Genomic DNA, 25,649 nt, shown 5'->3' with positions numbered 1-25,649 from the left:
CTTCTAGTCCATCCGGTCGTAGCGCGCACGGAATACCAGGTACAGCGCGTAGCAAACCAGGCCCGCACCGATAGCAACCAGGGCAACCGGCCCAAACGGCTGATCCTGGATGGCCTTCAGCGCGCCATCGATGCCGCTGGCCTCTTCCGGGTCGCGCTGTACCGTGGCCACGATGAAGAGCAGGCCCACGGCACCGAGGACTACGCCTTTGGCAGGATAGCCCAGCATGCCCGAGTACTTGATCGCGCGCGATACCTCGGTATTTCCGGAACCGGAGAGATCCTTCAAGAACTTCCGGGTGGCACCCTTGTAGATGTAGTAGCCGGCCATGGCCAGCAGCCCCAGGCCCAAGGCGATCAGCAACCCCCGGCCAAGTCCGGTCTTCATCATTTCTCCGCTGAAGCTGGTGGCAGTCTTTCCCGAATCACTGGGAATTCCCACCGCAAACCGCCCAAAGGTGAAGCCGACAGCCAAGAAGGACACCGAGATGGCCGCGGACTTGAGCCTGCCCTTCAGCTCGTTTTCGGGCAAGAAGGCCTGCGCCAAGGACCATAGGCCCAGCAATAGTGCGCCGATTGCGCAGATCCACAGCAAGACCATGCCGAAAGGCTGCTCTGCCAAGGCGCCCATGGCTCCGCCCTGATCGGCTTCCGCCTTGCCGCCGGCAGCGACGAAAGCTGCGAGGATTCCCACGGTTGCGTGAAGTACGCCGTTGGCGACGTATCCCAGGCGTGCGGCGCGTTCGAACCATGGGTGCTTGGCTACGTGGCGAACAGCAGCGGCCGGATCAACTGAAGCGTTCATGGGCTAAGCATAGGTAGGCATCAGGGCATAAAGCTAGCCGCTTCTGGCTCGTTCCGGGCCGATGCTACGAAGGCAGGCGGATTCCATCTTCTTCGGCGATCGCCAGGCCATCTTTGAGCAGCCCGGCCAGTGCCCGTTCACGCTGCTCCAATGGTGATTGCAATTGGTCAAGCGCCACATACCTTGCATGCGATTCATGGGACAGCTCGGCCAGGAAGGACTGCTCTGGCACCGCCTGCTCATGCTCGCGCAGGATCGCCATGATGGCGCCGCGGACCTGCCGGTCCGTACCCTTCCAAGCTTGTCCCTTCGGGATGTAGTGCGGGGCCGGCTGCCCCTGGGCAATCCATGCGCACTGCTGGAAGACCGGGCATTGCTCGCACTTCGGGCTGCGAGCGGTGCACACCAGGGCACCGAGTTCCATTACCGAAATATTCCACAGATTCGCTGCCTGATGATCCTCGGGCTGGACTTCTGCAGCCCGGGCGAATTCACTGGCACGCGGGCTTGGCTCGGGCAATGCCATGCCGCCAAAGAGCCGTGCATGCACGCGGCGAATATTCGTGTCCACGACAACGGTGCGCTCGCCGAAGGCAAAGCAGGCAATGGCGGCCGCGGTGTAGGAGCCGATGCCCGGCAAGGCCAGGAGCTCGGCTTCGGTGCGCGGGACTTCGCCGTTGTACTCGGTGGTGATCTCCACGGCGGCGGCATGCAAGCGCTGCGCGCGCCGCGGATAGCCCAGCCGTCCCCACGCTTTCAGTGCTTCGGACAGCGGTTCCGCAGCCAGATCCTGCGGCCGTGGCCAGCGGCGCATCCATTCTTCCCAAACCGGCAAGACACGAACTACCGGAGTCTGCTGGAGCATGAACTCGCTGACCATGACTTCCCAGCCGCTCACTCCGGGGCGTCGCCAAGGCAGGTCGCGGGCGTTCTCTAGGTACCAGGTGTTGATGGTGTTGTGGATTTGCTGCACCCCACCACTCTAAGCCAGCGCACCGTCCGCCCGGAATCAGCGGGAATGGATTGCAGAACGTGATTTGCCCTGGATCCTACGCCATTACCGGCTTCGGGCAGGCAAATGAATTAGCCTTAAGCCATGAGCAACGCATCAGGGGGGAAACCATCGGCCAGCGTCTACCGGCGCAGGCGGATCACCGTGGCAGTACTTGCCCTGGTGCTCGTCGGCCTGCTTGTCTGGGGCGTCGTTGCGCTGGCCGGATTGTTCTCCCCTGATGAGAAGAAAACTGCAGGCAATGAGCCAAGCGCCCAGCAAACCCAGTCGGTTCCTTCGCCATCGCCAGAGCCGGAAGACGACGAAGCTGCGGCCAAGAAGTGCAAGAGCGACGAGGTCGAGATTACTGCGACTACCGATGCGAAAAGCTACGCCTCGGACAAGAAGCCGACCTTGCTGCTGGGCATCGAAAATGTTTCCAAGCGCGAATGCGAATTGAACGTCGGAACCACGCAGCAGGAGTTCCTGGTTTCCAGCGGCGCGGACCGCATCTTCTCCACCATCGATTGCCTGGATGGCGCAGAAGATGTGAACCTGGCCTTCAAGCCGGGGCAGAAGGAGAACGCGCGCTTCACCTGGAACCGCGAGCGTTCGGCTCCCGGGTGCAAGTCGGTCAGCGTGCAGCCGCGTCCGGGAACCTACAAGTTCACCGCCGCTATCGGCGACTTCGTTTCGGAGCCGGTCACCTTCACCTTGGAGTGAAAACGCCTAGATGTAGCGATCCAGCAACGAGGATTCGGCCATGCGGGCCAGCCCTTCCCGGATGGAGCGTGCACGCTGCTCGCCGACGCCCTCGATTTCCATGAGCTGGCTGGTGGACGCTGCCATGAGCAGCTGCAAGTTATCGAAGGACGCCACCAGGCGGTCCCCGACCAGCTTGGGCACCGTGCGGATCTGCGAAAGCAGGCGGTAGCCCTTCGGGGTCAGCTGGTCGTCTTGGCCAATGGTGGAGTGCGGGAACAGGATCTTGGTCAGGCCATCAAGCTCAATGAGCTGGGCATCGGAAACTTCATGCAGCGTCTCCAGGGCACGCTCGATATCCAGCTCCTGGCCTTCCGCGTCGGAATAGTCCCGCAGGAGCAACTGGTTATCCGCCTGGATGCCGGAGAGCAATTCCGCATGCTGGGCCGCCAGCAGGCGCCCATCGATGCCCAGCTCCAGCACGTAGCGGGAGATTTCTTCGCTGGTACGGCGCAGCATCTCGGTGCGCTGCAAGACAGCGAGCACTTCCCGCGCGGTGGCGACATCTTCAATTTCCGCAGCTGACAGGGCGCTGGTGACCTGGTCCAGGCGGTGGCGGTACCGTTCCAAGGTAGCAATAGCCTGGTTGCCGCGGGCCAGCAGGCGCTCGGCTGGCTCGAGCACATGGCGCTCGCCGTCGGCATAGAGGGTGATGGTCTGCATGGACTGCGAAACCGAAATCGTCGGGAACCCGGTTTGCGCGGCTACGCGTTCTGCCGTGCGGTGGCGGGTGCCGGACTCCTGGGTTTCAATCTGCGCATCCGGCATCAGCTGCACGCCGGCCTGCTGGATCTGGCGTCCTGTGCCGTCCAGAATGATCGCGCCGTCCATCTTGGCCAGTTCGCGGATGCGTGTAGGCGTGTATTCGGTGTTGATCCTGAAGCCGCCGGAGCTGATCGACTCCACGAGCCTGTCATGGCCCAGCACTATGAGAGCGCCAGTACGGCCGCGCTGGATCCGTTCAAGACCCTGGGCGAGCTCGGTACCCGGGGCAATCTGGGCCAGAACGGCAAGGAATCCGGGGGTTGGGTGCGCTTTCAACTTGCGTCCTTTCGGCGGGCAGCAACAATCAAGTTTATCCTGCGGGCTTCTGTCGCTGGTTAAACGCAATATCCAGCGCCTGCGCGATGTTCTCCACCTGGAATACGCGGATGCCCTCGGGGATATTCTTCAACGGTTCCGGGGTGGCCGGAGCCATCGCGAAAGAGAAGCCCAGACGCTGCGCCTCGGTGATGCGCCGTGAGATTTCCGGTACTTGCCGAACTTCGCCGGCCAAGCCGACTTCGCCGAAGGCCACGAAGTCCTGCGGCAGCGGGAATTCATTCATCGAAGAAGCCAATGCCAGCGCGCAGGCCAGATCCGAGGCGGGTTCGGCAATTTTCACGCCACCCACGGTGGCGATATACGAGTCCATGGACGACAGATCCATATGCGCGCGGGCCTGCAGCACCGCCACAACCATTTGCGCCCGCGCGGCATCCAAGCCACTGGTGGCCCGGCGGGCAGCAGGGGCATTGCTGCGCGAGAGCAAGGTCTGCACCTCGGCAACCAGCGGCCGGCGGCCCTCCATCGTGACGGTGATGCAGGTGCCCGGCACCGGGGTGCGGGTTCGGGTGACGAAAAGCTTGGAAGGATCGGTCAGCGATTCAATGCCGTCTTCATTCAAATCGAAGCAGCCCACCTCGTCGGTGGCTCCGTAGCGGTTCTTCAGCGCGCGCAGGATGCGCAACCGCGAATGCTTCTCGCCATCGAACTGGCAGACCACGTCCACCAGGTGCTCGAGCAGCCGTGGGCCGGCGACCGAACCTTCCTTGGTCACGTGGCCGACCATGATGGTGGACATGGCTCGGGTCTTGGCCGCGTTGATGATCGAGGCAGCGACTTCGCGCACCTGGGAAACGCCGCCGGCAGCGCCGTCCACCTCTGCCGAGGAGAAGGTCTGCACCGAGTCCAGGATCAGCAGCTGCGGATCGATCTCCTGGATCTGGCCCAAGGCCAGAGCCAGGTCGGTTTCGGCGGCCAGGAACAGCGTATCGGCGATGGCGTTGATGCGTTCGGCGCGGGACTTTACCTGCGCGGCGGACTCTTCACCGGTTAGATAGAGCACGCGCAAGCCGGTTTGCGCGGCTTTCGCGGCAACGTCCAAGAGCAGCGTGGACTTGCCCACGCCAGGTTCGCCGGCCAGCAGGATCGCGGCTGCCGGAACCAGGCCGCCACCGAGCACGCGGTCAAGTTCGGAGACGCCACTGGGGCGGAAGGCCGCTTCGGAGCCGTCAATCTGCGCGATCGGCTTGGCTGGGTGGGCCACCTTGGCCGCGGCTACGGTACGGGCGGAGACGACACCCACTTCTTCGACAGTGCCCCAGGCCTGGCATTCGCCGCAGCGGCCCACCCACTTAATCGTGGTCCACCCGCATTCAGAGCATTTGAACGATGCGGAAGACTTGCTGCGAGTGGAGGTTTTGGCCATGGCTCAATGCTATCGAGCTATGCGGACATTTTCGTTCAGGACAGCTTGGGCAGCACTTCGATGGCTTCTTCGTGTTCGCGGCCTGCCGCTTCGAGCAGATCCACCACCATCGGGCGCAGCAGCAAGACCAGGCCTTCGCCCTGGAGCCCCTCAACTCCCAGGGCGCGCGGATCCAGTTGGGCGGCGACGCCTTCGAGCTGCAGCTGGGCGGCCTTCTCGTATTTGCGTTGGCCAGCCACCGTGGTTTCGCGCACCGAGTGCGCCAAGGTGTTGACCGCCTCGGATAGCTCGCGCATCAGGGGAGCCAAGGTTTGCGCGCCTTCCGGGGTCAGTGCGCTGTTGCTGAGCACGGAAGCAAGGCGCCGGGCGAAGACCCGCGAGTTGCGGGCGGCCCAGTCGTAGTGGTTGAAACGCTTGGATAGCCGGTTCAGTTCATGGCGGTGGCGACGCCCGGTGGGGGAAATCGTTGCGATTTCCTTCGAAGCGCGGAAGGCGGCTGGCAGCATATCCAGGTACTTCTGGGTTCCGCGAGCCTTGATCAGTGCGTGGAAGGCTGCGCGCCGGTCATCGTCGCGGATGGCCCAGGCGCATTCCAAAAGCGCTTCGGAGAGCTCCTTGAACAGATCCGATAACGCGGACACCGGGCTGCGCCGCGGGTCGGTAGGCCAGAAAATAATCACCAGCAGGGCAAGCAGGGACCCGGTCAGGGCATCGATGGAACGGGCAAATGGCCCATCCGCGCTGATGGGCAGCAGCACTACCAGTGCCGATTGCATGCCCAGCTGGGTGGAGAAGATGGCACCGGAATCCAAATAGCGGGCAATGACCAGACTCAGCGACATCACCAGTGCGGCCTGCCAGATCCCCTGCCCGAACCAGTGCATGAGGGTATCGCCCAGCGCCACCCCCAGGGTGCACCCCAGGGCGACTTCGGCGGTTTTGCGCACGGTGGTGGAGGCGCCGAAGCCCAGGGAAACCAGCGCGCTGGTGGCTGCGAAAATCGGTTGGGAATGTCCCCAGATGCTTTCGGCGATCCAAAAGGCTCCGATTGCGCCAAGCGTCATGCGCAGGATTCTAGGCAGGGAGTTGCGCGAGCGTATCAGCCCAGCGCGATTGCGCTGCGCTATGAATCCGAATAGATGCGCTGGCATGCGCTTCACTTTCCGCCCAGTTGCCATGGCTTCAGTCTTCCACGTGTTCGGCGGCAGGTGGCAGAAGCTGCCGGGATATTGCGCTGGTGAGCAGGATCACTTGGCTTCGGGTATGTTGTTAACCTTATGTTCACCTTTGCCGGGGGAGCTGGTTACTTTCGATCTTTAACGTCGTAGATGAAGCGGGAAGACGCCGCTGAAGGTTTTACATCGATCTACCAACATGGGGAGTAAATCTCGTGAAGCTCAATCGCTTTGGCAGCGCAGCTGCTGTTCTTTCCGTAGCGGCACTCGCGCTGACCGCTTGCGGCTCGGATAACCCAACCGCCGCAGCAGGTTCTGAAGGTGCCGAGGCGTCGGCAGCATCCGGTGTCACCGGAACCCTGACCGGCATCGGCGCATCCAGCCAGAACTCGGCCATGGAAGCATGGACCACCGGCTTCAAGACCGCCAACCCGGAAGCCAACGTGCAGTACTCGCCAGATGGCTCCGGCGCAGGCCGCGAAGCATTCCTGGCAGGTGGCGCGCAGTTCGCCGGCTCGGATGCATACCTGAAGGAAGACGAAGCCGAAAAGGCCAAGGAAGTTTGCGGCCCAGAAGGCGCATTCAACATCCCGGCCTACGTTTCGCCGATCGCGATCGCTTTCAACCTCGAAGGCGTTGAAGAGATCAACATGGACGCAGCCACCATCGCCAAGGTGTTCAAGAAGGAAATCACCAAGTGGAACGATGAGGCTATCGCCAAGCAGAACGAAGGCGTTGAACTCCCGGACACCGCAATCACCGTGGTGCACCGCAATGATGAGTCCGGTACCACCGAGAACTTCGTCGAGTACCTGAAGGCCGCAGCGGCTGACGTTTGGAGCTACGATGTTTCCGGCGACTGGCCAAGCGACATCCAGTCGGAGAATGCCAAGGGCACCTCTGGCGTGGTTTCGACCACCACCTCCACCAACGGCGCAATCACCTACGCCGACTTCTCCGCAGTGGGCGGCCTGTCCACCGTGAACGTGAAGGTCGGCGAGGAATACACCAAGATTTCTGCTGAAGCAGCTGCCAAGGCCCTGGAGACCGCAACCCCAGTTGAAGGCGCAGCCGAGAACGACCTGGCTCTGGACCTGGAGCGCGACACCACCGAAGCGGGCACCTACCCAATCGTCCTGGTTTCGTACCACATCTTCTGCAGCAGCTACAAGGACCAGGCAACAGCCGATCTGGTCAAGGCCTTCGGCAACTACGTCATCTCCGAAGATGGCCAGAAGACCGCGCAGGCTTCGGCAGGCAACGCCCCGATCTCGGCAGCCATTGCCGAGAAGGCAAAGAAGTCGATCGACGGCATCACCGTCGCCGAGTAGTACCCCGCCGGGCAACCGGCACCAGGTGCGGGTGGACGAACTCACCCACCCGCACCAGCAGTACCCCTCCACCCCCGCAGTGAAAACTGCACCACCCCCGTTTCGTAAAGGCTCTAGCCATGACTACCAATGCTTTGACAAGCAAGTCATCGACTTCCGGCCGCGCTGGTGACAAGATCTTCTCCGGTGCCGCCCTGGGCGCCGGTGTCCTGATCCTGATCACGCTCTTCGCGGTCGCGGTCTTCTTGCTGATCCAAGCCCTGCCGACGTTCTTCGCCGATCCGGCGGAGATTTCCGGCGGCGCAGGATTCTTCGCTTACATCTGGCCGATTGTTATCGGCACCGTGATCGCAGCGGCTATCGCGCTGCTGATCGCCACCCCGATCGGCATCGGCGTGGCGCTGTTCATCTCGCACTTCGCTCCACGCAAGGTCGCAGGCCCGCTGGGCTACCTGATCGATCTGCTCGCCGCGATCCCCTCGGTGATCTACGGCGCGTGGGGCTACATGGTGCTCGCTCCGGCTCTGGTTCCAGGCTACGAATGGCTGGCCAAGAATCTGGGCTTCATCCCCATCTTCGAAGGCCCCGCCAGCCAGACCGGCAAGACCATGCTCACCGCCGGCATCGTGCTGGCCGTGATGGTGCTGCCGATCATCACCTCGCTGAGCCGCGAGATCTTCTTGCAGACTCCCAAGCTGCACGAGGAAGCCGCGCTGGCACTGGGCGCAACCCGCTGGGAAATGATCACCACCGCGGTGATCCCGTTCGCCCGTCCGGGCATCATTTCCGCCGTCATGCTGGGTCTGGGCCGCGCCTTGGGAGAGACCATGGCCGTTGCGCTGGTGCTCTCCACCGGCAACCTGATCCCATCGCTGATCAAGACCGGCAACCAGACTATCGCCGCGGAAATCGCCTTGAACTTCCCTGAGGCCTTCGGCCTGCGCCTGGCAGAGCTGATCGCCGCCGGCCTGGTCCTGTTCCTGATCACCCTGGTCGTGAACATGATCGCTCGTGGAATCATCGCCCGCCACAAGGAATTCTCGGGAGCTAACTGATGAGCACCATGACTACTAACCAGAGCAACAGGCCCGGGGCCCCGACTCCACCGGTGCGCAAGCGCAACTCCTTGGCCAAGGGCAAGCTGCCGAAGTGGGCCATCTGGGCGATCGCCGCAGGCGCCATCATTGTCGGCGCGGCAGCGTCCACGCTGACCGGCTTCAACGTTGCCTCCTTCGCCATCTACTCGGCGCTCATCTTCCTGGTGGCCGCCTCCGTGATCACCACCGCAGCTGAAGGCAAGCGCCGCGGCAAGAACGCGATGTGGACCTACCTGATCTACGCGGCGTTCATCGTCGCCGTGATCCCGCTGGTATCCGTGCTCTATACGGTGCTGGAAAAGGGCATGCCGGGCCTGAATAGCCACTTCCTGTTCAGCTCCATGAACGGCGTGACCGGCGCGGTGGACAATGAATCCGTCGCCAATGGCACCCCGGTAGTCGGCGGCGCGTACCACGCGGTGATGGGCACCTTGCTGATCACCCTGTGGGCCACCTTGATCTCCGTTCCAGTGGGCATGCTGACCGCTGTCTACCTGGTGGAATACGGGCAGGGCAAGGCGCTGTCCAAGGCGATCACCTTCTTCGTCGACGTGATGACCGGCATTCCTTCGATCGTTGCCGGCCTGTTCGCAGCGGCCTTCTTCGGCATGATCCTGGGTCCGAACGCCCGCATGGGCATCGTCGCGGCGGTCGCGTTGAGCGTGCTGATGATCCCAACGGTGGTCCGCTCCACCGAGGAAATGCTCAAGATCGTTCCCAACGAACTGCGTGAAGCTTCCTTCGCGCTGGGCGTGCGCCGCTGGCGCACCATCTTGAAGGTCGTCATCCCGACCGCGATCTCCGGCATCGCCTCGGGCGTCACCCTGGCCATCGCCCGCGTGATCGGCGAGACCGCGCCAATCCTGGTCACCGCAGGCATCGCAAGCCAGATCAACATGAACGTCTTCGCAAACTGGATGTCCACGCTGCCGACGTTCATCTACTACCAGATCCTGACTCCGACCAGCCCGACGAACATCGACCCGTCGGTGCAGCGCGCCTGGGCTGCTGCCCTGCTGCTGATCTTCATGGTCATGGCTTTGAACCTCATCGCCCGCCTGGTCGCTTCGATCTTCGCCCCAAAGAAGGGCCGTTGAGCTAAGGCTCCGGTCCGGACAAACCCGAACTTTTCAAGGATTACATCATGGCAAAACGCATTGACGTCAACGACCTGAACGTCTACTACTCCAAGTTCCTCGCCGTTGAAGGCGTCTCGATCAACATCGAGCCGAAGTCCGTCACCGCTTTCATCGGCCCCTCGGGCTGCGGCAAGTCCACCTTCCTGCGCACCCTGAACCGCATGCACGAGGTCATCCCGGGCGGCCGCGTCGAGGGCCAGGTCCTGCTGGACGGCGATGACCTGTACGGCGCCGGCGTCGACCCGGTCACCGTGCGCAGCCAGATCGGCATGGTCTTCCAGCGTCCGAATCCGTTCCCGACCATGTCCATCAAGGACAACGTGCTCGCCGGAGTGAAGCTGAACGGCCAGCGGATTTCCAAGTCCGATGCCGATGCCCTGGTCGAGAAGTCGCTACGCGGCGCCAACTTGTGGAACGAAGTCAAGGATCGCCTGGACAAGCCGGGCTCGGGACTCTCCGGCGGCCAGCAGCAGCGCCTGTGCATCGCCCGCACCATTGCGGTCAAGCCGGACGTGATCCTGATGGATGAGCCTTGCTCGGCATTGGACCCGATCTCCACCCTGGCTATCGAGGACCTGATCAACGAGCTGAAGAACGACTACACCGTAGTGATCGTGACCCACAATATGCAGCAGGCTGCACGCGTGAGCGACAAGACCGCGTTCTTCAACATTGCGGGCACCGGCAAGCCGGGCAAGCTCATCGAGTACAACGACACTGCAGCCATCTTCTCCAACCCGGAGCAGAAGGCCACCGAGGATTACGTCTCCGGACGCTTCGGATAAAGATTTCGGATACCGCCGCTCCTTGAGCTGGCGGTAGACGGACCGGAAGGGGGGTCTTCCGGGGATCCTGGAGGGGATCACCGCCAGCGGCGCACCGATTACGGTGCGCCGCTGCACTTTAACTATTCATGTAAAGCACCCTTGACTGTAAAGCACGCTTGTCAGTAAAGTGTGGTTTACATCAATAGGGATAGGGGACAACGATGGATTCAAAAGCAGTTGACCAGAGCAAATGGGGCCGTTCGCGCTTCGGTGGCGGGTCGGGCGCCCTGATTGCCGTCAGCCTCAGCGCAGGGGCAGTGCTTTCAGCCGGTGCAGGTGTGCTCTTCGCCCGGCTGAACGCCCCGGAGAATTTCGTCTTGGCAGCGTTGCTCATGGCCGCTGGCTTGCTGCCGGTGCTTTCTACAGCTTGCTGGGCGTTGCTGCTGGATCGCGACACCCTGCGCGGTGCCACAAGGAACCCCGAGATATCGGTGGAGAGCCAGTGGTATGACAGAGCTGCCATCGGAGTGTTCCAGGATTTGCTGTTAGTTTGCGGCCTCGGTGGCGCAGTGTTCTCCTTCATTCAGATCCAAGCATCACTTGGCCTCGTTCTGGCTGGTGTCGTGCTGCTGGCGTTGCTTGACTTCGGAATCCGCTATTTCATCATTAAGCGGGCAGAAAGCTAGTGGAGAACAATCTCAGTGCATACCGCAGGGAACGCGGGTTCTCCCAGCAAGCATTGGCCGACCTGCTGGGCGTCTCCCGGCAGACCGTCATCTCGCTTGAAAAAGGCCGCTACGACCCGTCCCTGCCGCTGGCATTCAAGCTCTCGGCGGTCTTCGGCTGCAAGATCGAAGACCTCTTCATTCCGGGCGAAGACTAGGCGTTGCCCAGCAGCGGGTGCACCGCCAGGGTGAGAATCGCGCCGCAGGCAACGCAGGCAATCGGGGTCAGCACCCAGTGCAGCAGCACCTTGGTGACATTGCGCCACACCACCGATTCGAAAGACTGGTTATTGCCGGCACCGACGATGCCGCTGGTTACCGCCTGCGTGGTGGACAGCGGCAGGTGCAAGACGAGCGAGCCGAGGAACAGCATTGCCGCGGCTACGCCCTGGGCGATCATGCCGCGCAGCGGATCGAAGTTCACCAGCCGGCGGCCGAGCGTATAGGTGATGCGCCATCCGCCCAGGAGCACGCCAAGCCCCAGTGCCGAGGCCGCGGCCAGCTGGATAGCCCATGTCACGGGCCCCGGGTCCATTGCATGACCGGTGATCAGCACCAGTGCGATCATCGCGCCGGTGCGCTGGCCATCTTGCAGCCCCAGTCCCAGAGCCACGGCGCAGGCGGTGATGGCCTGGCCTGCGCGCGAGCCGTTGTTGACCGAACGCGAGGAGTTGTGGCGCATCAGCCAGGTCGCCGGAATCACCAGCGCATAGGACAACAGGTAGGCGATGACCGGGGTGATCAGCATGGGCAGCAGCACCGAGCCGAGCAGCAGACCCCAGGCCCCGGACATCGACAGGTCGCCCATGAAAGCCGAGGCGCCGCTGGCGCCCACCAAGCCGGAGAACAGCGCATGGGTGGAACTGACCGGCAGGCCGCGCCACCAGCAATACAGGCCCCACGCGCCGGCGGTCAGCAGGCCGCAGATCAGCAGCTTCAATCCGACGACGCCATCGGGGAGATTGAAGTTCAGCTTGTCCACCAGCGCCACGCTCAGCCCCGAGGTCGCCAAGGTGCCGAGGAAGGCGAATACCGCCGCCACAGAGACCGCAATGGCCGGGCGCAGCGCCCTGGTGCGGACGGAGGCCGCAACGGCCGTAGAGGAATCCCTGAAGCCGTTGAGCACGCCATAGCCCAGGGTCAGGACGATCGCGAATCCGGTGAGGACCGAAAGGATGGTCATTTCCCCTAGGACTCCTTCACCAGCACGCGACCCAGGTGGTCGGCGAACTGGCGCAGGGTGTTGGCGGTAAGCATCAGGTGGTCGGCCACGCGCTGGTGGCGGTGGATGGTCCCTGGCTTGGCGAACTTCGCGATCTCATTGACCCACACCAGGTGGGTTCGGGCCGCGCGCTTGGAGAACTGCAGCATCTGCAGCCAGTTGTCTTCCAGGTCATCGAGGTTATGCAGGCGCTGGACCGAATCGGAGGCCAGCTCGGCCAGCTGCGAAATGAGTTCAAGCTGCTCCGAGGAACGCTCGGAAAGCGGGGTGGAGCCAACGGTCATGATCAGTTCGCCGGTGCCGCGCAGCTGTTCCATGGTTTCGTGCAGCAAGCGCGAAAGCGTGTACATGTCTTCGCGGGGAAGCGGGCTGATATAGCTGGTTCGCAGGTGGGTGAGCACCGCGTGCACCAGATCGGAGGCCTCGGCTTCCGCGGAGGCCAGATCCCGCAGCTGGTCCGCACGGGTATCGGGTGAGCCGATCATCTCGGCGACATTGGCAACGGAGGTGCGAATGGTCGTCGTCAACCCGCACAGCAACTCGATGCCGCGCGAGGCGGAGGGAAAGATCTGGAACTTCACTTTACGGCGCACCATTCGATTCGACGGCTATTGGTACCAACGCAGAACAGTTTACGACGTGGAAGTTAACACCGGGTATTTGAAGGTGCCGGACCGGGAACGCCTCTCGGCGGAAGGCCGCTCGAAGCGGCAGAATTTTGGAGCCCGGGGTTACCAGCGGCCCGGCACCGTTACCTAGTGTTCTCGCCCTACCGGTGTGCTGTCAACCGCAGGGCGGCGCTCGTGCGTTTTCTCACGCTAGCGGCGCACGCTCTTCTCCGCTCCGCTCAGGCAGAGCAGTGCGCAGCAGAACCAGATCGCTCCCGCCGGCCCCAAACCCGCGGCGACCGTACTCGAGATGATCGGCAAAGCTACTTGTCCGACCCGGTTTCCCATGAGCCGCACGGCCAATGCGGCACCGCGGTCCACCGCCGGTACCGAGGTGGAAATCATAGTCATGGTCATCGGCTGGCCCAGGCCCAGGAAGAAGCCGCCGACCAGCAACGCGGCCCCGGAGGCCCACAGCGAATCGATGAAGATCGGGGCCAGCGCGATGGCTATGCCCGAAATGTACAAACTGGTGACTAGCAGGTGGTTGCGTTCGAAGTGGGCCGAGAGCTTGGGGATGAACAGCCGGGAAACTACCGAAGCGAAACCTCGAATGGCCAAAAGCACACCAACATCTTCGGGTGTGACGCCATGTTTCTCCGCCACCAGCGGCAAGAAGGCCGTGAGGATGTCCAGCATGGCCAGCAAGGTCATCGAGGCGAACATGTGCGAAGCCATGCCCTTGATGCGCAAGACCGAGGGAATGGAGGCTTCGGACTTCGCCGGGCGGGTTTGCGGCGCCGTCTTGGAAATCCTCGGCTGCCAGCTCGGAAGCAAGAAGGGGACAGCTAGCAGTGAGCACCCGGCCGCAATCCACAGCGACAGGCTGATGCCGGCGATGCGCTCAGGGGAGGCGGCATCGGTACCGGAGCCGAGCACCACTCCGCCAATCAGCGGCCCGATGAATTGCCCAGCCGCGTAGGCGGCCGTGAACCAGCCAAAGCCCTTGTCCAGATCGCTGTCGGGGAAGAACCGGGCGATGGAAGATTGCCCGCCAATGGTAAACATCAGATGCCCGAGCCCGAGCACGGCACTGGCCAGCGCCACGGTCAAGGCATTCGGGGAGAAATTGATGCCGATGCCGCCCGCGGCCAGCAAGGCCACGCCGGCAACCATCAGGAACCGGATCCTGCGGATCCGCGAACTGGCCCGGCCCAGCATCATTGCGGTGAACAGCGGGAGGATGGCATAGGCGGCGGTCACCACGCCGACGGTGAACTCGCCGGAGCCAAAAGAGATGAGCTTATAGGTGGTCACCGGACGAATGAGGTTCAGCGCCGTTTGGGAAAGCAACGCCGTTGCGATCAGGATCAGCAACCAGCGTACGAGCCCTGAAGAGTTGGTCCTCGATGCGGCGCCCACACCCACCTGCCTAAAATTGAGGGGCAACTTCCTCAACCCATCCTAAGGGCGCGGGATCATGTTTCAGTCCAATGCGTCCTGGCGCCAAAGCCGGGCGCAGGCTTCCAGATCCACGGCGGTGCCCATCAGGGCCTTGGCCTGCTGGGTCAGCTTGGTTCCCCGATCGCTGCTGGAAAAATCCGCGGCATCGGCATGCTCGGTCATGCCCAGCGCCAGTACCCGGCAATAGGCGGCGGTGCGTTCCAAGGCGTGGGCGAAGTCGCCGTCGAAGGCGCCGGAGAGAATCGACCCGGTCATCTTCTTCATCTCCTCGGCGGTCGGCGGCTCGGCCACTCCGGCGACGATGCGTTCGACCTGGGCACGATGGGCTCCAGCCTGGAAGCGTGCAGAATGCACCTCGGGCTTGCTCATTGTTGCCGCGCGAACCGCATACAAGCGCCACAGGGCACCTGGCAGGGAGCGGGCCGGAGCCTCGCTCCACAGCTGCGCGAGCACCTCCAGCCCTTCTTCTTCGGCCACCGCAATCAGCCGGCGTGAAACTTCGGGGTCGTTGTTGGCAATGCCGCGCTGCACGAAAGCCTGGGCGGACAGATGGGCTGCCTCGGATACGCGCGCCGGATCAGCGCCTCCCTCGTAGGGCTCGAAATCTGCCGGGGCGAAGGGGCGTGGTTTGTGATGGCGGAATCCCGCATCCTGGGCAACTTTTGATCCTGCACGTGCACCTCTCATGCGCTCCAGAATACTCGCTGATCCTGAGTTCTGCGCCAACAAGTGATTTAGCTTGCAAACCCCAAGATCCAGCGGAAATTACGGGCTGCCGAATTGCGGAATACGCCGATTAATACTCATGCCGGTCCATCAGGTAGTATGGATTTTGGCCTTGTGCCGTGCGCCTTTAGCTCAGCTGGTAGAGCACTGGACTTTTAATCCATTGGTCGCGGGTTCGATCCCCGCAGGGCGCACAAAATGAAACCGGACCCGGCTTGCTAACGCAAGCCGGGTCCGGTTTTTCGATTTATTGTCCGGCATGGAACCAGCGGACTGCCCTCGTGCTAGACGTAGGGCTGAAGGAACTTGACCATGCGTTCCATCACCAACGCGCGAGCTTCTGGATCATGCGAGCGAAGCGAGCTGTCGGTGAACAGGTGCTGCTTGCCAGGGTAGGTGAAGAGCTGGGCGATATCGCCGCCCTCTGCTTCAACGAAGCGCTGAGCTGCCTCCAGGTCGCCTTCCTTCGCGAAGAACGGGTCCTGGTCCATGCCATGGATCTGCACCGGGACATTTTCCGGCCACGGCCCGAAGCTCCAGTCGGCGTCCAGATCCACGAAGGATTCGAGCAGGATCGCGGCGATGGCGCCGGAACGTTGCTGCGCGCACTGCTGGGCCAGGGCCGCGCCCCAGGAAGTGCCGATGTAGACCAGCTCTTCGGGCAGTTTGCCAAATAGCTTGTCGACGCGTTCCTGGATCTTGTCCGCGGTCAGCTTGCCTGCCATGCGCATCCCGGCATCGAAATCCTTGGGCAGCTTGCCGGCGTACAGATCCAGTGCGTGCACGGTGTGGCCAGCGGCGCGCAATTCTGCGGCCATCTCCTGCACCCCGGGGGTCAGGCCTTGGACGTGATGGAAAAGAACAATCGTAGCCATGGGTGCTCCTAGCGGTTTCTAGCGTTCGTCGACCAGGTTCTCGATGCGCTGCGGCAAGTGCTCAATGGCCATGTCCCAGCCGGGCATCTGGCTATTGATCTCCACGCTGTACCCTTCGACCAGCATGAATTCTGCGCAGGTAAGGATTTCCTGGCCGGAACCCGTTTCATAGATGAAGGCACGTTTGATGTCCTGCCAGAGCAGGGTTGCGGACTGGTCGATCACGAGGCCGCTTTTGACGACTTCGACGGTGCGCTGGGGGTAGGACATACTCAACTTGCTTTCGGGGTCCTTGGCGGTGTGCTTTGAACAAGTCTAAACCGGCAGCGCACCGCCATGGGGTTAGCAAACTGGATTCGGGTAGGACTTCGCCAAGGTTCCCTGCGCATCCAGCTCCAGCAAATAGTCCAGCTCCAGCTGCGACAGGAAATGCTGATCGTGGCTGACTACCAGCAACGCGCCCTTATAGGCGCCCAGTGCTTCGCTGAGCTGGCGCACGCTGTCCATATCCAGATTATTGGTGGGCTCATCGAGGATGAGCAACTGCGCGGCTGGTTCTGCCAGCAGCAACGTCGCCAGATGGACCCTGAAACGCTCGCCGCCGGAAAGCGCCGCCACTGGCCGGTCTGCGCTGGCCCCGCGCAGCAGCAACCGGGCAAGCATCTTGCGCACGTCGTTCGCGGTTGCTGCTGGCGCCACCAGCGCCACGTTCTGGATCGCGCTTAGTTGGCCATCCAGGCCGTCCAGGCGCTGGGGCAGGTACCCGACCCGGTCCACGAAGACCGTTCCTCCAACTCCGGGGCCGGGAGCTTCGCCGGCGAGCATCTGCTGGATCAGCCGGGTCTTCCCGGAACCGTTGGGGCCGACAAGGCCCACGCGTTCGGCTCCCTGGATGATGAACTGGTGATCTTCTGCACCTAGCGCCGCGACCTGCTTGCCCGAGGGCAACTGGGGATCGGGCAGCTCGATGCTGATGTGCTCGGCCTGCCGAACCCGCCGATCGGCATCGTCGAGCCTGGCCTGGGCCGAATCGACCTTGCCATCCAGGTTTGAACGCATCTTCCCGGCGTTCGCCTCGGATTTCTGGCGAAGGTGGTTGGCAAGGATCTTCGGCATGCCTCCGGAAAGCTGGGTGGCCCGCCCCTTGCGCTTGGCCCGCGCCAACTTCGTTTCGGCTTCTGCCCGTTGGCGCTTTTCCACTTTCAGGGAGGCCTGGGCAGTTCTGGCTGCCTGCTCGGCCGCCTGCTGCTCGGTTTCAAGCTGCTCGCGGTATGAGCTGTAGGGCCCTCCGAAAACGCTGAGCTTCCCGCCGTACAGCTCCACCGTATGCTCCATGAGCTCGAGCAGCTCGATATCGTGGCTCACCACAACCAGTGTGCCCTTCCAAGCACGTACAAGGTCGTAGAGCAATTCACGGGCAGGGCGATCGAGGTTATTCGTCGGCTCGTCGAGCAGCGTGATCGGCGAATCGGCCAGTCGCAGGCCCAGTACCGCCAGCAGCATGACCTCCCCACCCGATAAGGTGGTGATTTGGCGGCCCAGATCCAGCCCGTCGAAGCCCAGCGGCGCCAGTTCAGCTCGAACCCGGGCTTCGGCATCCCAGTTCGCGCCCACCGCATCGAAATCCGCTGGGTCGACACTGCCGGACTCGATAGCTTCCAAAGCCGCCAGGACCTGATGCACCCCCAGCAGCTGGGCGACGGTCGTGTCCTGTTCCAGAGCCAGCGTTTGCGGCAGGTAGCTCAGCGGTGCGTTCGTTTCTGCCGTTCCGCTCGTTGGGCGCAGCTGCCCGGCGATCAGTTTCAGCAACGTCGATTTGCCGCTGCCGTTGGCGCCGATCAACCCGGTCCGCCCGGATGGAAACGTGCCGTCCAGATTGGCCAGGGCGCTTTCTCCCGTGGGCCAGGAAAAGCTGAGGTTGTTCAGGGTAATTGGTGGTGTCAAAGACATGCAGGTCCTCCCGCGAATGCGAAGGGGCTGCCGGCTTGGGGGATCGCAGAATTGGCTCAACCCCGCAGGGGAGCCGGAAAGGAAAAGGATACCGAAGCCGGTAGCCGAAATGAACAAGATGCACCGTTGGGAATCGATGCGGGGTCATCGGCTGGCTCAGTAGGTATCCATGCCAACGAGTGTAGCAGGGGGGAATTGGGGTGTTAACCCCCTCAGTACAAGAAGATCGGGAGCCATTCCCGGTTTTGCGCGTGGACCAGCGCGAGGAACAGGACGAAGTCGAAGATCAGATGCACGCTAACTACATAGGACAAGGACTTGGTCAGCTTGAAGGTATACCCCTGCAGCAGGGCGAAGGGAAAGGTCAGCAACGGCCCCCAGGATTGGTAGCCGATCTCCCACAGGAAGGAGGAGAAGATCACCGCTTGCAGGAGGTTGGCCTGCCAGTCCGGGAAATGCTGGCGCAGCAATGCGAATGCCGTGCAGATGAAGAACAGCTCGTCCCAGATGCCCACCGAATTAACTCCGAGGAAGAGCCGCCAGAAGATGACTGGGTCCGAGGCATCCGGCCAGTTCTGGTAGACGCCGGTGCTGATCAGGTACACCGGGAGGATGAAGAAGCCCAGCGCCACCACCCCCAGCAAGTACAGCTTCGCTGCCAGCGGCCACTTGCGGCCGGTGTTCACCGGGAACTTGATGATCTGCTCGCGCAAGGCGAAGCGCGAGATCAGCCAGGGCAGCAGGACTGCCGCGGCCAGCGCGCCACCCATTAATGCCATATGCCCCAGGCTCAGGTCGGCATTCAATGGAACCAGGCTGATGACCACCAAACCGGTTGCGATGAGTCCCAGATGCCGTGCAAGCCTGCGGTCGATGAACCCCGCGCACAGCAGGCTCAGCGCCAGCAGGCCGTAGCCCAACAGGTCGTTTTCGGCGCCGAAGAGGAACACTGCGGAACCCGAGAGCAGGGAGGCTGGCAGCAGCTTCCAGCTCATCGCGGGGCGGTGCGATTCGGTTGGTATCTGGCTCACGGACACAAGCATGCCAGCTGGGCCGGCAGAAAGACACAGCCCGCCGCCGCGGAACCAGTGCTTTAAAGCTTCTGGCCCGCATCCGTCATTTCGGCTGCGGGCCAGAAGGAAAATTCTGGAGAAGTGCTACTTCCAGGCGCGGTGCACGGCGACGATGCCACCGGTCAGGTTGCGGTATTCCACGTTCTTCCAGCCAACGTTGACGAACTTGGCACCCAGTTCGTCCTGGTCTGGCCAAGCCGCAATGGATTCAGCCAAGTAGGCGTAAGCGGTCGGGTTAGGGGAAACCAGATAGCCCAGCGCAGGAATGGCGCGCGGCAGGAACTGCTTGTAGGCCGTCTTGATCGGGGCGACGGTCGGAGTGGAGAACTCGGCGACGACGATCCGTCCGCCGGGCTTGGCCACGCGGCGCATTTCGGACAGGGCCTTCTCGGTATCCGCGATATTGCGCAGACCGTAGGAGATGGTCACTGCATCGAAGGTGTTGTCTTCGAACGGCAGGTCGGTTCCGTCTCCGTAGACGAAGTTCAGCTGCGGGTAGCGCTTGCGGCCCTCATCGAGCATGCCGTGGGACATGTCGCAAGCGGTGACGTCAGCGCCGGCTTCCGCGAGCGGGACCGAGGAGGTGCCGGTGCCTGCGGCGAGGTCGAGAATGCGCTCGCCGGGCTTTGGCGCGATCGCTTCGGTGGTGATCTTGCGCCAGTAGTTCACGATGCCGCCGGTCATCAAGGTATTGAGCAAGTCGTAGCGAGGAGCCAGCTTGTCAAACATTTCCTGAACCTGTTCGGCCTTCTTGTCCAGGCCTGCGCGCGCATTCTGAGAACTCATGGGTCTAAGTCTTCCATATTTGCGCGCGCCAAGGCGCCGGATGTGGGGCGAATCGCCCTTTAGAGAATCGATTCGAGCCGGGCGTAGCTGGCCTCCATCCCGTCGGTCATTCCGGTGGCGAGCACCATGTCGCGGGTTTGCGCATCTGGGTAGGTGATCAGGATCGTCAGCAGGGTGCCGCCCTGGTTGGATGTCAGCGTTAATTCATTCACCGTGGCCGGGTAATCGGTGCCGATCATTTGCTCCGTGGTCCGCTCGTAGGACTGGGGCAGCGTTTCAAGTACGGTTCCAGTGAAACCGAAACCGGAGCCGTCATCGGCAGATAGCGGTTCCCACCAGTACCGGTAGGTCTCGCCGGCCTCTTGCGCCGTCACGCATTCAGCCAACTGCCATCCGTCGGGGCCGAGCATCCAACGCTTCATGAGCCGCTGGTCATGGTGGGCCTGCCAGACTTGCTCCACTGACCCGCGAACCAAGCGGGTAATGCGCACCTGGGTGTCCGACAGGATCTGTGCGTCGGTGATGAAATCTTCGGCATAATTGCGCAGGTCGATGAGGACTTGCTCGATCTGGCTCATGGCCGAACGGGTGCCATCGATCATGCCCATGGAGACGACTTGTTCCAGCTCCTCAACGGAATCGAAAACTGCTGTAATCGTCAGTTTTGATCCTTCAGGCGTCGGGTCGAAGGAGAAAACCATGCGGTTGAGGGGCAGGTCGGGGTTCGGAGTGCCGTCGGCGTGCGCAAAGCCGTCGCTGACCTCAAAGAATTTGTGCTCGACGACTTCATTCCAGATCCAGTAACCGTGGAATTCTTCGCCTTCGGGAGAAGTCATGTGGTAGTTCGAGCGGCCACCAGGGGTGGCATCGTGCCGGGTGAAAGTTGCCGGGTATTCCACCGGCCCCCAGAATTTTTCAAGTTGCCGGGCGTCCAGGTAAGCATCCCACAGGCGGGAAACCTTGACCGGAAATTCTGCGTGGACAGTCAGTGAGAGTGCTTCGGAATCTTTGACAACGGATGTGACAGGCATGGGAATGCTCCTTATTTGTCCCCATCGGCGAGGAAATCATCGAGCCGGCTGATGCGTTGGCGCCAGATGTCTTCGAGGGAAGAGAGTAGCTCTTGCGCGTGCCGGATGGTATCCGGCTGCCCGCGAACTATGCGTTCGCGACCACGTGCGATTTTTGTGACCAGACCAGCGGATTCCAATGCCGCGACGTGCTTCTGAACTGCCGCAAAAGACATGTCATAGCTTGCAGCAATTTCCGAAACGCTCACCTCGGCGTTTAGCGTCCGCCGCACGATGTCTCGTCGTGTGGCATCTGCCAAGGCGCGGAAGACCTTGTTTGCCTGTTCTTCGCTCAACTCATATACAACCATTTGGTTGTATGTTACGCCCGGAATGGGCTGGAAGTAAAGAGGTGGATCAAAACTTTTGGAGGGTAGTGTACTTATCCCCTATACAATCGACATTGTATAGGTGATATGTCACCTGCGAATTTTAGCCTTGGGATTGCGCGCCGCGGGGCCGCCCCCATGCCACTCGCGAGCAGCCGTTCCCATGTCGGGAACAGGGTGCTGATGCGCATCGTGCGCGGATTTCCGATTTGCCGAATCCGAGGCGGTGGCCGATGCGATCGCATCCCTTGCCTCGGCGACGCGTCGGGCATGAGCGGAGCGAATTCCCCAGTGCGCCCTGAGGCGACTGCTTGCGCAAAGCCTGGACGGGGCAAGCATCATCCATGGCTCCGGTGATCATGATTCAGCGCTTCTGCAGCGTCGCGCCCAGGATTGCTTGGGCGCGCGTGGCAAGTGGATGCGCTGCCCGGGGCGTTCGAGAGGCCGGATTGTAAAAATATATAGACTGGTCTATTTTTAATTGTATGACTTCCAAAGGAGACCTGACCAAGGCACGGCTCGCAGAGTCCATGCTTGAACTCATCCAGACCAGCGGATACAGCGGCACCGGCCTCAATGCAGTGATCGAGCACGCTGCAGCACCAAAGGGGTCGGTCTATTTCCACTTCCCCGATGGGAAAGAGGGGCTGGGCGTGGCCGCAGTAGAACTGGCCGCCAAGCAATTCGAGACCATGATTATCCAGGTCGCCCAGAGCGCAGGAGGTGCTGCCGAAGCCGCCAAGCTTGCTATCCAAGCGTTGGCCGCCATCATCAGCGATAGCGGCTTCCGCTTAGGCTGCCCCGTGTCAGTGGTGACCTTGGAAATGGGAGACTCAAGTGAACGCCTGCGGCAAGCCTGCGCCACCGCATTCGAGTCATGGATCACTCCGACCACTGCCCTGCTCGAAGCCGATGGCGTGGGCAATGCCCAAGCGAAGTCCCTGGCAACTGTTATCGTCTCGACCATCGAAGGGGCCGCCATCGTTTCCCGGGCGATGAAAAGCACCCGGCCGCTTCTCGCCGCCGCCGACGCGGTAGCCGACCTCATTGGCCTGCGCCAACAGGGCGAAGGGGACCAGAATTGATGCACGGAGCCAACCTTCGCCATGCGCTGGTTTTCGGGGCATCGGGACTAATCGGCAGGCATCTGATCCTTGCTCTCCTCGACGCCCGAACGCAGGTAACAGCAGCTGTCCGGAATGCTGAATCCGCAGCGAAGGTCAAGAATTGGCTGAGCCAGCACGGACTGGAACAAGAGATCAATACCGCGATCGTCGACTTCGACGCCCCCGAAATCCTGGCTGGCGGACCTGCGGCCTTCACCAGCGTCACCGAAATTCACAATTGCGCCGGCACCTACCGATTCGGCATGAGCGCGCAGGAAGCCCGCAGCGCTAATGTTGGCATCGTCGAGAAGCTGGTGGATTTTGCTGCAGCGCTGCCAGAGCTGCAGCGCATTGTGCATATTTCCGGCTACCGAGTCGGCGGGCAGGATCCCTCGAAGGTTCCGTGGCCGCAGGACTACCGCGATCATCTCTACCGGAAACTAGGCGCTTACGAAGCCTCGAAAGTGGAGTCCGACGCGGTCTTCCAAGCCCTCGGCAAAGAACACGGAATCCCTTGGACCATCGTCAATCCGGCCAGCGTCATCGGCCACAGCATTACCGGGGAATCCGACCAGCACATCGGGCTGGCCGGCACCATTGAGCAGCTCTGGGAAGGGAAAACCGCAGCTCTTCCCGCAGGTGACTCGACTTTCTTACCGGTGCTCACGGTCGACTATATGGCTGCGTTCATGGCGGCCGTGGCCATTGCGCCGGAGGCGATAGGCAAATCCTACTGGCTGCTGGATGACGCCACTGCGCCACTGGGGCGCTTGCTGGCCGAAACTGGCCGGCATCTTGGCGCGAAAGTCCCCAAGCTGCGCTTGCCCGTGGGACTAATCAAGGCTCTTCCTTCGTGGATCACCAAAGCCGATCCGGAAACGCTCCACTTCATGTCCGCGGACCGCTATCCGACCGGGCCCGCGATCGAATTCGCCAACCGGCACGGAATCCAGATGCCTGACGTTGGTTCCTCTCTGGAGCGCTGGGCCGACTATCTGGCCGCCCACCGATTCGGGGCCGCGGCATCTGGGGCACGCCGCTATGTAGATGTCGGGGGAGTGAGAACTTTTGAGCTGGGCGACCGCGAGGAACGCCGGTTGATCTTCCCTGGCCTTCCGGTAAATGCCGATACCTGGGCCGCAGTAGCTCAGGGCATTGGCGGACGGGCCGTTGACCTGCCAGGGCTTGGGCTCAGCGGCGGACGGGGCGTCCCGGATTGGGACCGGTGGCTTCCCGCTCTCCTGGCAGGCGGCCCGGTGGATCTGATCGGGCACTCCATCGGGGCAGCCGCCGCCACGCTCGCCGCGGGTCGACTGCCGGGCAAGGTCCGCTCGCTGACCTTGGTTGCGCCGTTTTTCTTGCAAGGGCCCGCAGGGAAGGCGCCAAGGTTCCAGCCGCTGGTCCGCGGCTATTTGCGCCATGCGACCGCGGAGCAACTCTCACGTCAATTGACCGGCAACGAGGCGAGCTCAACTGCCTTGGTCTCCAGCGTCAGCGATCTGAAGCGAAGTACCGCCGCCGCGGTAGCTGGCCATCTCGCCCTGGCGAGTTCCAAGCAGTGGCGCCGGCAGTTGCGGGAGATGCTCGATCGCTATGACGGTCCGCTCCGAATTATCTGGGGAGCCGAAGACCCATTGGACCCCGCCGCAATCCGGCAGCTGGAGTCCCGGCCCGAGGCTGGACTGCACTCCATTCCCTCCGCGGGGCACCACCCGCAGCTGACCCACGAGGATGCCCTGATTGAACTGTTGAAGTAGGGGTTGGAGCACGCCTCTTCTCAAGCATCCCCTCTTCGCCTAGTCTGGTTGGAACTGCACAGAACCATCTTTCCGACGGGGTGAAGGGGGAGCGTGAGCACATCTGCCATCGACTGGTCCAACGCAACTCGCCGCGCACAAAAAGCCCGCGAGCTGCTCTCCTCGCAGGAAACCGGACTGGGCGACCTCCCATTGCGCAATGACGTGCGCGAATCCTGGAAACGGTCGCTGGCCCAAACAGGCTCGGTTCAAGAACCGCCGGTTCTGAGCAACGACCGGTTGCGCCTTGCCCGCGAGCGCAGCGAGCTCCAGCGGATTTGGCCTGTTTTCGAAAAGCTCCTTGTTCCCGCCGCAACCGACGCCAATCTCTTGGTCGCCCTTGCGGATGCCGGCGGAACCTTGTTGTGGGTTGCGGGAAGCACCAGTTCGATGAGCCAAGCCGAGCACGTGGGCTTCATGGCAGGTGCCGACTGGGCAGAAAAGAGTGTTGGCACATCCGCGCCGGGAATGGCGCTGGCAACCGGGGCCGGTTCGCAGGTCTCGGGGGCTGAGCATCTCTATGAGCAAGCCCAGCAGTACAGCTGCTCGGCGGTACCGATCCGCGATCCGCGCACTGGTCAGGTAATTGGCGCAATCGACCTGACCGGTGGCCCGGAAGCCGTTGCCACGCACTCCTTGCCGCTGCTGCAAGCGGCGGTCATGGCTGCGGAAACGCAGCTGCTCTTGCCGGGTGCCGGAGTCGTGGCCGATCCCGACTACCTGGACTTGGGGCGCTCTGATGGGGCCCATCTGGGATCAGTGCCGATTTCCCTTCGCCATGCAGAAATATTGACCCTTCTGGCGCACTACCGGGAAGGCCTGAGCACTGCCCAGCTGGTGGAAGAGCTGTTCGAGCGTCCCGATTCCGCGGCCGAGGGCACGGTCCGCGCCGAAATCGTCAGGCTGCGCAAGGTACTCGCGGGCCCAGGCGGGCGTGCCTTGACTTCACGCCCGTACCGCCTTCAGTGGGACCTGCGTACGACCCTTGGCCGCCTATGGCGTGCACTGGAGCAGGGCGATCTCGATTCCGCCCTGCCGCTGTACTCCCCGGGCCTGCTGGCCCGCTCCCAGGCGCCAGGCATCGTCTCGCTGCTGTACCGGACCGAGGCCGCGCTGCGTGAAATGGTGCTGGATCGAGGAACTGCGCATCAGCTGCTGAACCTGGGCCGCCAGCTGGCTGACCCTGGCCTCTTGCGAGCTGCCTTGCGCGAATTGCCTGCGCAATCGCCAGCGCGCTCACTTGTCGTCGCCGAGGTCCAGGCCCTCGAGAACTAGGTTCCTTGCCATTGCCGTTCCTCCCGCCAGGCACGAACATGCCATTGCGGTCATCTGGGATCCCGTTGCAACCTGACTGCAACCTTCGTGTGACTAGAGTCACAAGCA

26 protein-coding genes and 1 tRNA gene are annotated in these 25,649 nt (G+C 62.3%); 11 read left to right on the top strand and 16 right to left on the bottom strand.

What is annotated here, in order from left to right; translation table 11 throughout:
* Positions 1-3: 3 nt before the first annotated feature.
* Positions 4-804: a DUF1206 domain-containing protein gene (locus ACI2JZ_RS17270; protein ID WP_105659009.1), complete on the bottom strand. Its 801-nt coding sequence runs from the start codon at positions 802-804 to the stop codon at positions 4-6.
* A gap of 64 nt (positions 805-868) precedes the next feature.
* Positions 869-1,777 (bottom strand): A/G-specific adenine glycosylase, encoded by a 909-nt coding sequence (locus ACI2JZ_RS17265; RefSeq protein ID WP_105659008.1) that lies wholly within the window; start codon positions 1,775-1,777, stop codon positions 869-871.
* Positions 1,778-1,900: 123 nt separating this feature from the next.
* On the opposite strand from ACI2JZ_RS17265, the gene ACI2JZ_RS17260 reads away from it, so the two are divergent.
* Positions 1,901-2,518 carry a hypothetical protein gene (locus ACI2JZ_RS17260; RefSeq protein ID WP_105659007.1) on the top strand — a complete coding sequence of 206 codons (618 nt, stop codon included), beginning with the start codon at positions 1,901-1,903 and terminating at the stop codon, positions 2,516-2,518.
* A gap of 6 nt (positions 2,519-2,524) precedes the next feature.
* Here the strand turns inward: ACI2JZ_RS17260 and disA are convergent, their stop codons facing one another.
* From disA to ACI2JZ_RS17245, 3 genes are read right to left on the bottom strand one after another with little or no spacing between them, the layout of a single operon-like run.
* Complete coding sequence (gene disA, locus ACI2JZ_RS17255) at positions 2,525-3,598, bottom strand: DNA integrity scanning diadenylate cyclase DisA (RefSeq protein ID WP_105659006.1); 1,074 nt, start codon at positions 3,596-3,598, stop codon at positions 2,525-2,527.
* Between the two features lie 34 nt (positions 3,599-3,632).
* The gene (radA, locus tag ACI2JZ_RS17250; RefSeq protein WP_105659005.1) at positions 3,633-5,027 is read right to left on the bottom strand and encodes a DNA repair protein RadA; all 1,395 of its coding nucleotides are present in this window, start codon (positions 5,025-5,027) and stop codon (positions 3,633-3,635) included.
* A gap of 35 nt (positions 5,028-5,062) precedes the next feature.
* Complete coding sequence (locus ACI2JZ_RS17245; RefSeq protein ID WP_286134711.1) at positions 5,063-6,091, bottom strand: aromatic acid exporter family protein; 1,029 nt, start codon at positions 6,089-6,091, stop codon at positions 5,063-5,065.
* Between the two features lie 326 nt (positions 6,092-6,417).
* Here ACI2JZ_RS17245 and pstS point away from each other — a divergent pair, with 326 nt between their 5' ends.
* The 6 genes from pstS (at position 6,418) to ACI2JZ_RS17215 (ending at position 11,419) form a co-directional block, all read left to right on the top strand.
* Positions 6,418-7,533, top strand: a complete 1,116-nt coding sequence (pstS, locus tag ACI2JZ_RS17240; protein ID WP_105659003.1) for a phosphate ABC transporter substrate-binding protein PstS — start codon at positions 6,418-6,420, stop codon at positions 7,531-7,533.
* Between the two features lie 119 nt (positions 7,534-7,652).
* Entirely contained in the window at positions 7,653-8,588 is a 936-nt protein-coding gene (pstC, locus tag ACI2JZ_RS17235) for a phosphate ABC transporter permease subunit PstC (RefSeq protein WP_105659002.1), read from the top strand.
* Entirely contained in the window at positions 8,588-9,727 is a 1,140-nt protein-coding gene (pstA, locus tag ACI2JZ_RS17230) for a phosphate ABC transporter permease PstA (RefSeq protein WP_105659001.1), read from the top strand. Before pstC ends, pstA begins: the two co-directional genes overlap by 1 nt.
* A gap of 47 nt (positions 9,728-9,774) precedes the next feature.
* Complete coding sequence (pstB, locus tag ACI2JZ_RS17225) at positions 9,775-10,554, top strand: phosphate ABC transporter ATP-binding protein PstB (protein ID WP_105659000.1); 780 nt, start codon at positions 9,775-9,777, stop codon at positions 10,552-10,554.
* 203 nt (positions 10,555-10,757) lie between these two features.
* A complete protein-coding gene (locus tag ACI2JZ_RS17220) occupies positions 10,758-11,222 on the top strand; it encodes a hypothetical protein (protein ID WP_404598688.1) in 465 nt (154 codons plus the stop codon).
* Positions 11,222-11,419, top strand: a complete 198-nt coding sequence (locus ACI2JZ_RS17215) for a helix-turn-helix transcriptional regulator (RefSeq protein ID WP_105658998.1) — start codon at positions 11,222-11,224, stop codon at positions 11,417-11,419. The genes ACI2JZ_RS17220 and ACI2JZ_RS17215 overlap by 1 nt, the downstream gene beginning before the upstream one ends.
* On the opposite strand, the gene ACI2JZ_RS17210 is transcribed toward ACI2JZ_RS17215, so the two are convergent.
* The 4 genes from ACI2JZ_RS17210 to ACI2JZ_RS17195 all read right to left on the bottom strand — a co-directional run bounded on the left by ACI2JZ_RS17210 (position 11,416) and on the right by ACI2JZ_RS17195 (position 15,242).
* Positions 11,416-12,444 (bottom strand): inorganic phosphate transporter, encoded by a 1,029-nt coding sequence (locus ACI2JZ_RS17210; RefSeq protein WP_105658997.1) that lies wholly within the window; start codon positions 12,442-12,444, stop codon positions 11,416-11,418. The two genes, ACI2JZ_RS17215 and ACI2JZ_RS17210, sit on opposite strands and share 4 nt — an antisense overlap.
* Positions 12,445-12,449: 5 nt before the next feature.
* On the bottom strand, positions 12,450-13,064 hold the full coding sequence (locus ACI2JZ_RS17205) for a hypothetical protein (RefSeq protein WP_286134404.1): 615 nt from the start codon (positions 13,062-13,064) through the stop codon (positions 12,450-12,452).
* Between the two features lie 237 nt (positions 13,065-13,301).
* Complete coding sequence (locus ACI2JZ_RS17200; protein ID WP_400344123.1) at positions 13,302-14,513, bottom strand: MFS transporter; 1,212 nt, start codon at positions 14,511-14,513, stop codon at positions 13,302-13,304.
* A gap of 63 nt (positions 14,514-14,576) precedes the next feature.
* A complete protein-coding gene (locus ACI2JZ_RS17195) occupies positions 14,577-15,242 on the bottom strand; it encodes a hypothetical protein (RefSeq protein ID WP_105658994.1) in 666 nt (221 codons plus the stop codon).
* Positions 15,243-15,402: 160 nt separating this feature from the next.
* Here ACI2JZ_RS17195 and ACI2JZ_RS17190 point away from each other — a divergent pair.
* Positions 15,403-15,475: transfer RNA gene (locus ACI2JZ_RS17190), tRNA-Lys, on the top strand.
* Between the two features lie 90 nt (positions 15,476-15,565).
* On the opposite strand, the gene ACI2JZ_RS17185 is transcribed toward ACI2JZ_RS17190, so the two are convergent.
* The 7 genes from ACI2JZ_RS17185 to ACI2JZ_RS17155 form a co-directional block, all read right to left on the bottom strand.
* On the bottom strand, positions 15,566-16,156 hold the full coding sequence (locus ACI2JZ_RS17185; protein ID WP_404598687.1) for a dienelactone hydrolase family protein: 591 nt from the start codon (positions 16,154-16,156) through the stop codon (positions 15,566-15,568).
* An 18-nt stretch (positions 16,157-16,174) separates the two neighbouring features.
* The gene (locus tag ACI2JZ_RS17180; RefSeq protein WP_105658992.1) at positions 16,175-16,426 is read right to left on the bottom strand and encodes a hypothetical protein; all 252 of its coding nucleotides are present in this window, start codon (positions 16,424-16,426) and stop codon (positions 16,175-16,177) included.
* Between the two features lie 72 nt (positions 16,427-16,498).
* Entirely contained in the window at positions 16,499-18,106 is a 1,608-nt protein-coding gene (locus tag ACI2JZ_RS17175) for an ABC-F family ATP-binding cassette domain-containing protein (protein ID WP_404598685.1), read from the bottom strand.
* Positions 18,107-18,318: 212 nt separating this feature from the next.
* Complete coding sequence (locus ACI2JZ_RS17170; RefSeq protein ID WP_332488541.1) at positions 18,319-19,101, bottom strand: CPBP family intramembrane glutamic endopeptidase; 783 nt, start codon at positions 19,099-19,101, stop codon at positions 18,319-18,321.
* Between the two features lie 162 nt (positions 19,102-19,263).
* Positions 19,264-19,965, bottom strand: a complete 702-nt coding sequence (locus tag ACI2JZ_RS17165; protein WP_105658990.1) for a demethylmenaquinone methyltransferase — start codon at positions 19,963-19,965, stop codon at positions 19,264-19,266.
* Between the two features lie 59 nt (positions 19,966-20,024).
* A complete protein-coding gene (locus ACI2JZ_RS17160; protein WP_404598683.1) occupies positions 20,025-20,996 on the bottom strand; it encodes an SRPBCC domain-containing protein in 972 nt (323 codons plus the stop codon).
* A gap of 11 nt (positions 20,997-21,007) precedes the next feature.
* Positions 21,008-21,346, bottom strand: coding sequence for a helix-turn-helix transcriptional regulator (locus ACI2JZ_RS17155; protein ID WP_105658988.1), 339 nt, complete (start codon positions 21,344-21,346; stop codon positions 21,008-21,010).
* Between the two features lie 503 nt (positions 21,347-21,849).
* Here ACI2JZ_RS17155 and ACI2JZ_RS17150 point away from each other — a divergent pair.
* The 3 genes from ACI2JZ_RS17150 to ACI2JZ_RS17140 all read left to right on the top strand — a co-directional run bounded on the left by ACI2JZ_RS17150 (position 21,850) and on the right by ACI2JZ_RS17140 (position 25,541).
* A complete protein-coding gene (locus ACI2JZ_RS17150) occupies positions 21,850-22,449 on the top strand; it encodes a TetR/AcrR family transcriptional regulator (protein WP_105658987.1) in 600 nt (199 codons plus the stop codon).
* The gene (locus tag ACI2JZ_RS17145) at positions 22,449-24,227 is read left to right on the top strand and encodes an alpha/beta fold hydrolase (protein ID WP_404598681.1); all 1,779 of its coding nucleotides are present in this window, start codon (positions 22,449-22,451) and stop codon (positions 24,225-24,227) included. The genes ACI2JZ_RS17150 and ACI2JZ_RS17145 overlap by 1 nt, the downstream gene beginning before the upstream one ends.
* Positions 24,228-24,320: 93 nt before the next feature.
* Complete coding sequence (locus ACI2JZ_RS17140) at positions 24,321-25,541, top strand: GAF domain-containing protein (protein ID WP_404598680.1); 1,221 nt, start codon at positions 24,321-24,323, stop codon at positions 25,539-25,541.
* Positions 25,542-25,649: the final 108 nt, after the last annotated feature.

It is taken from the genome of Microbacterium sp. NPDC087868, from assembly GCF_044900755.1.
GTDB lineage: Bacteria > Actinomycetota > Actinomycetes > Actinomycetales > Microbacteriaceae > Microbacterium > Microbacterium galbinum.
The sequence above is the reverse complement of the archived record's forward strand: the minus strand, read 5'-3'. Positions and strand labels throughout refer to the sequence as shown.